Genomic DNA, 11959 nt, shown 5'->3' on the forward strand with positions numbered 1-11959 from the left:
TGCCCGTCTGACTGGGTGCGTCAGCCAGCCGGTTCACCCCCCGAGTTGGCCGACCCGGGGGCGTTCCTTCGATCACCGTCGAAACGACCTCGGCCTATGGTCGCGAACGTGCAGAAATTCACGCGATATGCCGAGGTGACCGCGGTCCTCGCCGATCCGGGCTTTACCGTCGTCGGAGCTGATGGGGGCGGCGGCCCGGGCACGTTGAACTGGCTGCGTCGCACGGTGTGCCGCTTCAGCGAGGGCGAGACCCACCGCAGGCGCCGCGCCATCGTGGAACGCGAACTGGCCCGTGTCGATCCGGCCGATCTTCGCCGTGCGGCCCGGGCCCGCCCGGATGCGGTCGCCGTCCTCGGCCGTGCCCTCGGCGTCACCGATCTGGACACGCTGACCGCCGCGGTTCCGGTCGCGGCCGCCGGCTATCTGACCGCCGACGATCGCCCCCCGGGCGCCGACACGGCGGTCGCGGCGCTGGTCGAACTCCTCGGGCCGGGACCGGAGGAGACCGTGGCCAACCGCATCGCGATCCTCGTGCAGGCATGTGAAGCGACCGCCACACTCGTCCAGACCACGCTCGCACTCGGCCGGGAAATTTCTGGCCCGAACCAGTGGGACACCGAGTCGCTGGTCGGTGAGACGCTGCGTTTCGCCCCGCCCGTTCCCGCGCTGCGCCGGATCACCGCGGGCACTCCCGTGGTCCTGGACGTGCGGAGCGCGAACCGGGATCCGGCCGTCTTCACCGAGCCCGAACGATTCGATCCAGGCCGGAGCGGGCCGACCCATCTCACCTTCGGCTCGGGTCGGCGACCCTGCCCAGGCGCCGTCCACGCCGTGCAGATCGCCGCTGGAGCCGTGGAGGCGATGCGATGAGCCTGGGCTTTCGCGTCCTCGGTCGGTCCGAGGGCGAGTACCTCGCCGGCTTCCCTGAAGCCTGACTTCCCGACTTTTTTCGCCGTTTCCCTGCCCGCATGTCATGGATGGCCGGGCTGTCTCGTCTCGGGTTCTGAGAAGGACACACCATTTGCAGCAGGGAGACGGCCATGAGCGAGCACGCGCCACACCAGAAGATCGCGCTGGTCACCGGAGCGAACAAGGGGATCGGCCGTGCGGCTGCCGAGCAGCTCGCCGCGCTGGGCATGACGGTCCTGGTCGGGGCCAGGGACCCGCGGCGCGGCGAGGAGGCCGCTGCGGAGTTGCGCGCGGCGGGCGGCGACGTGCATGCGGTCACCCTGGACGTCAGCGACCAGGCCACCGCCCGGGCGGCCGCGAGGCTGGTCGAGGAACGCTTCGGCCGCCTCGACGTGCTGATCAACAATGCCGGCATCACCGGCTCCGGGCAGGTCTCGCCGCAGAACGCTTACGATCAGGTCCCCAGCTCCGTCGATCTGGACATGGTCCGGACGGTCTTCGAGACCAACGTCTTCGGGGTGATCGCGGTGACCAACGCCATGCTGCCGTTGCTGCGGCGGTCAGCGGCGCCGCGCATCGTCAACGTCAGCAGCCACGCCGCGTCGCTGACCCTCACCAGCGACCCGGACGGGCCCTTCGCCGCACTGATGCCGTCGGCCGCGTACACGCCCTCCAAGTCCGCGCTGAGCGCGCTGACCGTGCAGTACGCCAACGAGCTGCGCAAGGACGGCGTCCTGGTCAACGCCGTCGCACCCGGCTTCGTCGACACCGACAGCAACGACCACAGCGGGCACCTGACCCCCGCGCAGGGCGCCGCGGTCGTGGTGCGCCTCGCCACGCTCGGCGCGGACGGGCCGACCGCCGGCTTCTTCAGCGAGGACGGCCCGCTGCCCTGGTGATTGTGGCCCGGGCACCTGGTGGTGGCAGCGATGCAAGGAGGAGCCGGCTTGACCAAGACCGAAGAGTTCCAGGAGCTGCGGCCGCTGCTGTTCTCGATCGCCTACCGGATCTTGGGCAGTGTCGGCGAGGCTGAGGACGCGGTCCAGGAGTCCTGGCTGCGCTACCAGGCATCCCCGGTCCAGCCCGCGTCGGCCAAGGCGTTCCTGTCGACCGTGGTCACCCGGATCTCGATCGACGTACTGCGTTCGGCCCGCGTCCGGCGCGAGGAGTACGTCGGGCCGTGGCACCCCGAGCCGCTGCTGACCGATCCCTACCAGGACCCGGCGCGGTCGGCGGAGCTGGCCGACTCGCTGTCGATGGCGGCCCTGCTCCTGCTGGAACGGCTGACCCCGCTCGAACGCGCGGTCTTCGTGCTGCGGGAGGTGTTCGCCTTCGGCTTCCCGGAGATCGCGTCGGCCGTGGGGCGATCGGAGGCGGCGTGCCACCAGCTCGCGGTGCGGGCGCGGCGTCACATGGACGCGGGCCGGGTCCGGTTCGAGGCCGACCGGAAGGAGCGCGAGGAACTCGCCGAACGGTTCTTCGGCGCCTTCCGGGAAGGGGACGTCGACGGGCTGGCCGAGCTGCTGGCCGCCGACGTTCACATGATCGGCGACAGCGGCGGCAAGGCCCCGCAATGGGAGCCCGTCATCCTCGGTGCCGTGAACGTGGCCCGGGTGCTCGCGGCGTTCGTCCCGATGGTCGTCAGGGGCGGTGGCATCGTGGAGTCGCAGCAGGTGAACGGCCAGCCGGGCGCGATCTTCCGCGCCCGGGACGGCCAGGTCCTCAGTACCTGGGCGCTCGACGTACTCGACGGGCGGATCCAGACGATCCGCACGGTGAACAATCCGGACAAGCTCGGGCACGTCGGTCCCGTAGCGGACGCCTGGGCGGCCCTCCGCGAGGCGAGCCAGGCTCACCGGCCCCTAGATTGACCGGAGAGCCGACTGCGCTCCAGGGCCGGCGGGCCGGGTTTCGAGAGGGGACGACATCTACAGAAGCGATCAGACCCGCGAGAACCTGGAGTTCTGGAACGGCGTGGGCATCGATCCGATCCGGATCGCCACGGCAGACGGCGACTTCTATACATTGCGCTGCTACCTGCGTGATGCGCCGGTGTTCCTGGGCTCGCAGGGCCGCATCGAGGTCTTCCGTACCGAACGAGGACTGGCGGCCTGGATCGCGAACTGGGGGGCGACCGGGCACGATCTCGAAGCCGCATCGACCTGGCCCAAGGTCATGCGACCTGCCAGGGCGGGTGAGTTGGAGATCGAAGTGGACGACATCAACGCCTATACCCTGGCCGGCATCGAGGAGTACTTCCTCTCCGGGGACCTGGTCGCCCTTACGCCGAACTCGTGGGCGACAGGACGCCGGGATCCGTACTGGCCCGCGCAGGCATGTGAGCTGCTCCTCGACGCGGGTGCCTGGGCGGGGGACGACTCGGCACGTCAGGCGCTGGACCCCGCCCAGCCGCTCGGCCGGCTGATGTCGCCCCTCCTCGACCCCTCTGCCGAACTGCCCGCTCCGGCGCCCCGGCCCGCGGAAGCCGCGCTGTTGCGAGGACTCGTCGACAAGCTCACGTCCCGCTTCAGCGTGCACGAAGAGCCACGTCGCTGACCGGCCCGAACAAAGACAGGCGAAAGAAACGAGCCTGGGATGTCGAGGACGTGTCGTCCGCTCCGACCAGGGGATGAGCGGCCACGATCGGAGGGCCGCCAGGACCACGTCGCGCGGACGGCTGAACCGGCGGCGGACAACGGTAGGAGACGGTCGAGATGAGCAAGGTCACCTGTGACATCGGGATGTCCCTCGACGGCTTCGTCGCGGGGCCGAACCAGAGCCTGGAGAACCCGCTCGGCGAGGGTGCGGAGGAGTGCCTGCACCGGTGGATGTTCGAGGAGCCGGAGGCCCACGCCGAAGTCATCAAGGGCATCACGGCGGCGGGCGCGTACATCATGGGACGCAACATGTTCAGTCCCGGGCGCGGTGCCTGGGACCTGGACTGGACCGGCTGGTGGGGCGACGAGCCGCCGTACCACGCGCCGGTGTTCGTCCTCACCCACCACCCGCGCGAGCCCGTGACGATGAAGGGCGGGACGGTCTTCAACTTCGTGACGGACGGGATCGAGTCGGCGCTGGAGCGGGCGCGAGAGGCGGCCGGCGAACGTGATGTCTCGGTCGCCGGTGGCGCCCACACGGTGAACCAGTACCTGGCCGCCGGGCTGCTCGACGAGCTGCGGCTGCACGTGGCGCCGGTCGTCCTCGGTGCCGGCGAGCGGCTGTTCGTCGACGTCGGCGACCTGGACCTCGTGCCGGTCGGCATGAGCGGTACCGAACTGGTCAGCCACCTGACCTACCGCGTGCGCTAGGACGAGGCTCCCCCGGCCGGGCTTCAGCGACCGGGCTTTAGCGGGCCAGGCGGCGGCGATCAGGCTTCAGCCGACCAGGGCTCGGCTGCGGCCTCAGCGGCCTCAGCGGTCGGCGAGGATCCGTTCGATGATCTTCGGCGTCTGCTCGGGCGGTGCCGCCTCGGTGACCAGGGTGTTGAACATGTGCCAGTGCCGCTCGATCTCGGCCTGCCTGCTCGGGTACGTCCCGTCCAGGTGGACCAGGTCGGGCAGCCCCACCTGCGGGAACCGGACGAGCGTGAGCGGGCGGGCCGCCGGGACGCTGTCCCTGATCTTGTACGGCGCGATCTGGACGGTGACGTTGGGACGCCAGCAGATCTGCGTGAGGTGGATCAGCTGGTCGCGCATCGTCGCGGCGTTGCCGACCGGCCGCCACAGCACGGCCTCGTCCAGGACGACCCACAGGTTCAGCGGGCGCGGTCGGCGGCGCAGGAAGCGCTGGCGCCTGGCCAGCAGGTCCACGTGCCGGGACGTCGCGCGCTCGGACGCCGCGGAGTGCCCGTTGCGCAGCAGTTCGCGGGCATAGGCCTCGGTCTGGAGCAGGTCGGGAACGTACCGGTCGTCGAAGCAGCGGACGAGCCGTGCGCCCTCCTCCGCGCTGAGGTAGCGGCGCATGGACGGCGGCACGGCGTCGCGGTACCGGTACCACCAGGCGCGGGCGTCGGTCTGCTCGGCGATGGTGAGGAGGGTGGAACGCTCGGCCTCGTCGTGGAGCCCGTACGCGGCGAGCAGTTCGGCGACGTCCTCCGGGCGGGCCTGGGAGTCGCCGCGTTCGAGGCGGGTGACCTTGGACGGGGAGGCGCCGACGCGCATGCTCACTTCCGCACGGGAGAGGTCGCGCGCCTCGCGCAGCTCGCGCAGCCGCTTTCCCAGCAGCATGCGCGGGACCAGCGGGTCGCCCTGGGCGAGCGAGGAGGCCGGCGACGGACGGCTTCCGCTCGGCGCGCCGCTCACAGTCGTTACGGAGACCATGGCGGCTCCTCAAATGGGGACGACTGGTACAGAACCTCATTCACTATAGCTTCGCGGCATGCGCCGGCCGCGCCCACGACCCTACGCACCACGAAGATCTATTGCGACGGTCTGAAAAACTCGTACCGGTCGCTCCGCCGAGAGTGTCGGCTCCTGCCTGCCCCTTCAAGGGGCATGGCGGTCTTAACGCTTGAAAGCCACCGCCCTCTTACCGTTCGAACACCACCGCGCGCCTCTCGTTCAACAAGCACCTATCGTCCGACGCCACCGAGCCTTTATCGCTTGAGTGCCACCGCGCACAATGTGGGGTCGTCCTTCGCGTCGAACGCCTCGACCTCCGGGCGCCACTGCAGCAGCGGGACGATGCCCGGGTCGACGGGTTCCAGTCCGCCGAAATAGGCCCTGATGAATTCCGAACGGCGCAGCCGGTACGGAACGGCGCCGGTGTCGTCGTAGCCGCTCTGGGCCTCGTTGAACGTGGGATTGTCGTCGGTCGAGTCGGACATCGTGAGGTAGCTGCCCGGAGGCAGGGCCGCGACCAGGCGGCGGACGATCGACTGCGCCTCGGCGTCGTCGACGATGTGGCCCATGACGCCCATCAGCATCAGCGCGACCGGCCGGGAGAAGTCCAGCGAGGCTCGGGCCCGTTCGATGATCTTCTCGGGCTGGTGCAGGTCGGCGTCGATGTAGGTGGTGCTGCCCTCGGGAGTGCTGGTCAGCAGGGCACGGGCGTGGGCCAGCACGAGCGGGTCGTTGTCGACGTAGACGATGTGCGAGTCGGGGGCCACCTGCTGCGCCACCTCGTGGGTGTTGTCGACGGTGGGCAGGCCGGTGCCGATGTCGAGGAACTGCCGGACGCCGGCCTCACCGGCCAGGAAGCGGATCGCCCTGGCCAGGAAGTAGCGGCTGGATCTGGCCAGCTCCACGATCTCCGGGAACACCGCGACGTACTGGTCCCCGGCGATCCGGTCGACCTCGTAGTTGTCCACGCCGCCGAGCCAGTAGTTCCAGATCCGGGCGGAATGCGGTATCTCGGTGTTGATCTTCGAGGGAAGATCCTTGTCGTCGGGAGGATCCTGCGCGGGGCGGGGAGTGTCGTCCTGCACGGTCCGACATCTCCTTCCAATCCGTCGTGTCGCCTGATGTCCCCAACCTAGGGGGCATCAGGCGGGTCCGCCGAGAATCGTCGATTCGGACCGTCGGCGTGGACCTTTCGGCACCTTCCCACGGCCGCCGGGAGTTCAAATACCTCCCGGTACGTAAGAAAGACGTTCCGTATCGGCCGACCATAATTCGGCTTCCTCGGTCAGCCGTTCTGGCGGCTGCGGACGGCCTCTACCGCGAGGTCGCGGACCTGCCCCTTCGCGATCTTCGCTCCCGACGACTGCGGCAGCTCGTCCAGGATCAGCAGATGCTCGGGCAGCAGTTCCTTGGAGACGCCTCGCCCGAGGAGATGTCCGGCGAGGGCCTCCAGGGTGAGGTCCGCTCCCGGAAGCAGGGACACGACCGCGCAGGCGCGCTCGCCGTACAACTCGTCCGGTACGGGAACGACGGCGACGAGCCGGACGGCCGGGTGCGTGCCGACGGCCTCCTCGACCTCGGCCGCGCTGATGTTCTTCCCGCCGCGGATGATGATGTCGGACTTGCGGCCGACCAGCCGCAGGTAGCCGTCGGCGTCGATCGTCACCAGGTCGCCCATCAGCAGATGGCCGTCCTCGGTGTAGAGCTGCGCGTTGGCCTCTTCGTCGTCGTAGTAGCCCGCCGACAGCAGCGGGCCGAGGCCGCCGGGCTGGCCCGGCCCGCCCGTCCCGGTGATGTCGCGTCCCTCGTCGTCGTACAGGCGCACGTCCATCTCGGGGATCACGCGCCCGCCGGTACGGAGCCGCTGCTCGCGCGTGTCGTGCCGGCTGGTGTGGCTGAACGCGCCGCTCTCGTTGGAGCCGAAGAAGTTGAGCACGACGGCGCCGGTCCGTTCCTCGAACTCGGCGGCCGACTCGTACGGGATCGCCTCGCCGCCGGTGAACAGCGCGCGCAGCGAGGACAGGTCGGCGGTCCCGGCGAGCGGCGACTTCAGCAGCATCCGGAACTGGGTGCTGACCGCGCACAGCACCGTGGCCCGCTCCCGTTCGATCATGCGGATCATCTCGTCCGCGCTGAACGCCGGGAGCACCACGACGGGTGCGCCGAGCATCGTGGGCGCCACGTGCGCCGTCCAGATCCCGAATCCGAACGGCGCGGGGACGGCACCGAAGAACACGTCGTCGGGCCCCAGGCCGGCGGCCTCGAAGGCGAGCCGGCTGAAGTACATCCAGCGGTTCTGGTACTGCGTGACGCACTTGGGCAGGCCCGTCGTACCGGACGTGGAGTTGAGCAGCCACAGGTCGTTCGGCCCGATCCGGCGGCCGGTCACCGGCTCCGCGCGGTCGTTCAGGTCGTCCAGGACGAGGTGGGTCACCAGGCCGGTCGCGCCTTGCTCGCGCAGCGCGGCAGGGAGCCCGGCCATGTCGCGGCCGCGATGCTCGGCGAGGGTGACGAGCGTTCGGGCTCCGGTACGGCGGACGAGGTGCGCGATCTCGGCGTCCCCGGCGCGGGATCCGATGCCGACCGCCACGGCTGCGGCGCGTTCGGTGCCCAGCAGGGCGACGTGGAAGTCGGCGGAGTCGGGGAGCAGCAGCGCCACCCGGTCACCGGGCGCGACACCCGCGCGGACGAGGGCGGCGGCCACCGCGTCGCCCCGGGCGTCGTACCGGGCCCACGTCGTGGTGCGACCCGGCTCGATATAGGCCGGGGCGTCCGGACGGGACGAGGCGTGCTCGCGGATCATGTCGCTCAGCGAGCGGTCGGACCACCAACCGGCCTCGGTGTAGCGCGCGGCCATTCCGGAATCGACGATCACCTCCCAAAGATAGAGAACACCCCGGCGACGAGAAACCCGCACCGGCGCCGCCCACCCATGTTGACTCGTGGCGTGTTCGCCGTTCCGGGACGGTGAGACAGGCGAACACGCCACGAGTCAACGGAGCTGGGCGGATATCGCGTCGAGGAGGTGGGACGGGATCTTGCCGGCGTTGTTGAGGGAGATCCGGTCGAGGAGGCCGGTGTAGCGTTCGGCGATTCTCGCGGCCAGCGCGTCCGGCTCTGCCACGACGCCGATGGTGTGGACGACCTCGTCCGGTACGAGCCGCGCCATCTCCTCCCAGCGGCCGGTGCGTTCCGTCTTGGAGAGAGCGTGCAGCCGGTCGGCCAGGTCTCCCCAGCCGTGGTGTGCGAGTACGGGACGGTAGGCGGGAGTGCTCCCGTAGAAGGCGACCCGAGCCCGCAAGGCCTCGACCGACTCCGCGAGTTCGGCCTCGTCCCGTCCCGTGGCCACCATGACCGATCCGGCGATTCGGAAGGCGTCCAGGCTCCTGCCGTTACGGGCAAGGTTCTCTTCGATGCGCGGCCTTGTGGCCTCGCGCAGGTAGTCGGGGCCGCTGAACGGATGCACCAGCAGCCCGTCGGCCTGCGCGCACGCCAGTTCCGTCATCGCGGGTCCGACAGCGGCGAGCAGTACGGGCGGGTCCGGATGGTCGTGTGCACGGGGCACGAACTCCGGGGTCATGAGCGTGTGCGTGTAGTACTGCCCCTCGTGGTGGAGCGGGGTGTCCTCTCGCCAAGAAGACCAGATGGCCCGGAGCGCGTCCAGGTAGTCGCGCATCCTGGCGACAGGCGCGTCCCATCCCATCGAGAACCGCCGCACGATATGGCCCCGTACCTGCGTACCGAGGCCCAGAACGAACCGTCCACCGGTCAGGGCCTGCAGTTCGTGCACCGTGTAGGCGAGCGTCATCGGTGAGCGCGCGAACGCGACGGTGACCGACGTTCCGAGTTCGATGCGTTCCGTGCGACCGGCCGCCAGGGCGAGCGGCAGGAACGGATCGGAGTCGCTCTCCCTGCTGAACGTCCCCGCGTACCCGGCGGCCTCCTGCCGTTCCGCCACTTCCGGGGCGTCCGCCAGAGCCCCGTGCAGCCTGGTCTCGACGAGCATCGGCGCGCTCACCACGACTTGGCCGCCGATGCCGAACCCGCCGTCTGCAGGCCGTCCTGGCTCTTCCCCGCACAAACCCATGGCCTCACGTACTGCAACTCCTCGATCGTGAACGCGTCGTGCAACTCCATCACGGCCGGGTTCCGTTCGCGCACGTGGGGGAAGGGAAGGACGGCCATCTTGCGGAAGGACATCCTGCGGAAGGAGCGGCGATGAAAGCCGTCCGGGTTCACCAGTACGACAAGGCGCCCACCCTCGACGACGTCCCGGACCCTTCCGTGCAAGGGCCGCACGACGTCGTCGTCCAGGTTCAGGGCGCCGGGGTCTGCCGTACCGATCTGCACATCATCGAGGGGCAGTGGGCAGAGAAGAGCGGCGTCTCACTGCCCTACGTGATCGGGCACGAGAACGCCGGCCGGGTCGCCGAAGTCGGCCCGGCGGTGACCAACGTCGAGGTCGGCGACAAGGCGATCCTGCATCCGCTGGTCACCTGCGGACTCTGCACGGCCTGCCGCGCGGGCGACGACGTGCACTGCGAGTCCTCGGCGTTCCCGGGCATCGACACCGACGGCGGCATGGCCGAGTACCTGCTGACCAGCGCCCGCAGCGTGGTCAGGCTCGACCCGTCGCTCGAGCCCGCCGACGTCGCGGCGCCGGCCGACCTGGACCAGGGCAAGGTGACAGGCCGCGCCATCCTCGTCCCCTGAGGGCACTCCCCTCGTTGACTCGTGGCGTGTTCGCCTCATTCCGCGCAGGGAAAGGCGAACACGCCACGAGTCGACGTGAGGCGCGTGGTGCGGGTGTCAGTGGCCTCGGTCGATCCATTCCTGCAGGTGCGGGGCCTCGGCACCGATCGTGGTGCTGTCGCCGTGCCCGGTGTGGACGACGGTCTCGGGCGGCAGCGTCAGCAGCCGGTCCCGGATCGAGGCGACGATGAGGTTGAAGTCGGAGAACGAGCGTCCCGTCGCCCCCGGCCCGCCCTGGAACAGGGTGTCGCCGGTGAAGACGACGCCGAGGTCAGGGGCGTAGAAGCAGCACGCGCCCGGGGCGTGGCCCGGTGTGTGGATCACTTCGAGGCGGGTGCCCGCGATCTCGACCGTCTGGCCGTCCCTGAGCTCCTCGTCGGCCCGCCGCTCGGCATGGGTGAGCCGCCAGACCAGCAGGTCGTCCCGGTGCAGGTAGATCTTCGCGCCCGTCGCGTCGGCCAGTTCCGGTGCGACCCGTACATGGTCGTCGTGGGCGTGCGTGGCCAGGATCGCCACCAGCCGCCGGTCACCGACCAGCCGCTGGATGGCCTCGGCGTCGTGCGGGGCGTCGATGACGACGCACTCGGCGTCGTCCCCGACCACCCAGACGTTGTTGTCCACGTCGAACGTGTCACCGTCCAGGCTGAACGTGCCCGACGTGACGGCGTGATCGATCCGGGCGGTCATTCGAACACCACCACCGAGCGCAGCACGTCGCCGTGGTGCATCTTGGTGAACGCGGCCTCGACCTCGTCCAGCGCGATGGTCTCGGACACGAACGCGTCCAGGTCCAGCCGCCCCTGCCGGTACAGGTCGATCAGCATCGGGAAGTCGCGCGAGGGCAGGCAGTCGCCGTACCAGGACGACTTCAGCGCCCCGCCGCGCCCGAAGACGTCCAGCAGCGGCAGGTCCAGCCGCATCTCCGGCGTCGGCACGCCGACCAGCACGACCGTCCCGGCCAGGTCGCGGGCGTAGAAGGCCTGCTCGTACGTCTCGGGCCGGCCCACCGCGTCGATCACCACATCCGCGCCGAACCCGCCGGTCAGTTCGCGGATCGCCTCCACCGCGTCGACCCCGGAGGAGTTGACGGTGTGGGTGGCGCCCAGGCCCTTGGCCCAGTCCAGCTTGCGGTCGTCCAGGTCCACCGCGATGATCTTCGCGGCTCCGGCCAGCCGGGCTCCGGCCACCGCAGCGCTCCCGACCCCGCCGCAGCCGATCACCGCGACGCTGTCACCGCGCCCCACGTTCCCGGTGTTGATCGCCGCGCCGAGCCCGGCCATCACCCCGCACCCCAGCAGCCCGGCCGCCGCCGCGCTCGCCTCCGGGTCCACCTTGGTGCACTGCCCGGCGGCCACCAGCGTCTTCTCCGCGAACGACCCGATCCCCAACGCCGGCGACAGCTCCGTACCGTCGGCGAGGGTCATCTTCTGCGTCGCGTTGTGGGTGTCGAAGCAGTACCACGGGCGGCCGCGCTTGCAGGCCCGGCACTGCCCGCACACCGCCCGCCAGTTCAAGATCACGAAGTCGCCCGGCGCGACGTCGGTGACGCCCGCGCCGACCGACTCCACGATCCCGGCGGCCTCATGGCCGAGCAGGAACGGGAAATCGTCGTTGATCCCGCCCTCCCGGTAGTGCAGGTCGGTGTGGCAGACACCGCACGCCTGCACCTTCACCAGCGCCTCGCCCGGCCCCGGGTCGGGTACCAGGATGGTCTCCACCGAGACCGGCTCCCCCTTGCCCCTGGCCACCACTCCGCGTACTTCATGCATCATCGACCGTTCACTCTCCTCGCTGGGCCTCATCGCCGCTGCCCACGATAGAGATCACCGCGAGTGCGGGTCCCCACTCCCTCCACTGTGCGGAAATCTCGTCCAGGTCCCTCGGTGATCGGGTCCGCTCGCCGCGATGAGGTGGCCGGACGGTTTCTTGTCGCAGGTGAGAGCGATCATGATGGGGTG

At 70.0% G+C, this 11959-nt stretch carries 13 protein-coding genes; 6 read left to right on the forward strand and 7 right to left on the reverse strand.

Annotated elements, in window-relative coordinates; translation table 11 throughout:
- The first annotated feature begins 108 nt into the window (after positions 1 to 108).
- The 5 genes from ACH34Q_RS20930 (at position 109) to ACH34Q_RS20950 (ending at position 4217) form a co-directional block, all read left to right on the forward strand.
- Entirely contained in the window at positions 109 to 870 is a 762-nt protein-coding gene (locus ACH34Q_RS20930) for a cytochrome P450 (RefSeq protein WP_395984673.1), read from the forward strand.
- A gap of 170 nt (positions 871 to 1040) precedes the next feature.
- Positions 1041 to 1808, forward strand: coding sequence for an SDR family NAD(P)-dependent oxidoreductase (locus tag ACH34Q_RS20935; protein WP_395984674.1), 768 nt, complete (start codon positions 1041 to 1043; stop codon positions 1806 to 1808).
- A 48-nt stretch (positions 1809 to 1856) separates the two neighbouring features.
- The gene (locus tag ACH34Q_RS20940) at positions 1857 to 2780 is read left to right on the forward strand and encodes an RNA polymerase sigma-70 factor (protein WP_395984675.1); all 924 of its coding nucleotides are present in this window, start codon (positions 1857 to 1859) and stop codon (positions 2778 to 2780) included.
- A gap of 103 nt (positions 2781 to 2883) precedes the next feature.
- Positions 2884 to 3465, forward strand: a complete 582-nt coding sequence (locus ACH34Q_RS20945) for a hypothetical protein (RefSeq protein WP_395984676.1) — start codon at positions 2884 to 2886, stop codon at positions 3463 to 3465.
- A gap of 158 nt (positions 3466 to 3623) precedes the next feature.
- Positions 3624 to 4217: a dihydrofolate reductase family protein gene (locus tag ACH34Q_RS20950; protein ID WP_395984677.1), complete on the forward strand. Its 594-nt coding sequence runs from the start codon at positions 3624 to 3626 to the stop codon at positions 4215 to 4217.
- A gap of 102 nt (positions 4218 to 4319) precedes the next feature.
- Here ACH34Q_RS20950 and ACH34Q_RS20955 read toward each other — a convergent pair whose 3' ends face one another.
- From ACH34Q_RS20955 to ACH34Q_RS20975, 5 genes are all read right to left on the reverse strand, one after another.
- On the reverse strand, positions 4320 to 5228 hold the full coding sequence (locus ACH34Q_RS20955; RefSeq protein WP_395984678.1) for a helix-turn-helix domain-containing protein: 909 nt from the start codon (positions 5226 to 5228) through the stop codon (positions 4320 to 4322).
- 275 nt (positions 5229 to 5503) lie between these two features.
- On the reverse strand, positions 5504 to 6334 hold the full coding sequence (locus ACH34Q_RS20960) for an SAM-dependent methyltransferase (protein WP_395984679.1): 831 nt from the start codon (positions 6332 to 6334) through the stop codon (positions 5504 to 5506).
- A gap of 200 nt (positions 6335 to 6534) precedes the next feature.
- Positions 6535 to 8124 (reverse strand): class I adenylate-forming enzyme family protein, encoded by a 1590-nt coding sequence (locus ACH34Q_RS20965; protein WP_395984680.1) that lies wholly within the window; start codon positions 8122 to 8124, stop codon positions 6535 to 6537.
- Positions 8125 to 8241: 117 nt separating this feature from the next.
- Complete coding sequence (locus tag ACH34Q_RS20970; protein WP_395984681.1) at positions 8242 to 9255, reverse strand: TIGR03617 family F420-dependent LLM class oxidoreductase; 1014 nt, start codon at positions 9253 to 9255, stop codon at positions 8242 to 8244.
- Positions 9256 to 9263: 8 nt separating this feature from the next.
- Positions 9264 to 9449 carry a hypothetical protein gene (locus ACH34Q_RS20975; protein ID WP_395984682.1) on the reverse strand — a complete coding sequence of 62 codons (186 nt, stop codon included), beginning with the start codon at positions 9447 to 9449 and terminating at the stop codon, positions 9264 to 9266.
- Positions 9450 to 9467: 18 nt separating this feature from the next.
- Here ACH34Q_RS20975 and ACH34Q_RS20980 point away from each other — a divergent pair, with 18 nt between their 5' ends.
- Entirely contained in the window at positions 9468 to 9962 is a 495-nt protein-coding gene (locus tag ACH34Q_RS20980; protein WP_395984683.1) for an alcohol dehydrogenase catalytic domain-containing protein, read from the forward strand.
- Between the two features lie 96 nt (positions 9963 to 10058).
- Here ACH34Q_RS20980 and ACH34Q_RS20985 read toward each other — a convergent pair whose 3' ends face one another.
- Together ACH34Q_RS20985 and ACH34Q_RS20990 are read right to left on the reverse strand one after the other, a co-directional pair.
- Positions 10059 to 10688, reverse strand: a complete 630-nt coding sequence (locus tag ACH34Q_RS20985) for an MBL fold metallo-hydrolase (protein WP_395984684.1) — start codon at positions 10686 to 10688, stop codon at positions 10059 to 10061.
- The gene (locus tag ACH34Q_RS20990; protein WP_395984685.1) at positions 10685 to 11773 is read right to left on the reverse strand and encodes an S-(hydroxymethyl)mycothiol dehydrogenase; all 1089 of its coding nucleotides are present in this window, start codon (positions 11771 to 11773) and stop codon (positions 10685 to 10687) included. The genes ACH34Q_RS20985 and ACH34Q_RS20990 overlap by 4 nt, the downstream gene beginning before the upstream one ends.
- Positions 11774 to 11959: the final 186 nt, after the last annotated feature.

This window comes from Actinomadura sp. 9N407 (assembly GCF_044326315.1).
Taxonomy (GTDB): domain Bacteria; phylum Actinomycetota; class Actinomycetes; order Streptosporangiales; family Streptosporangiaceae; genus Spirillospora.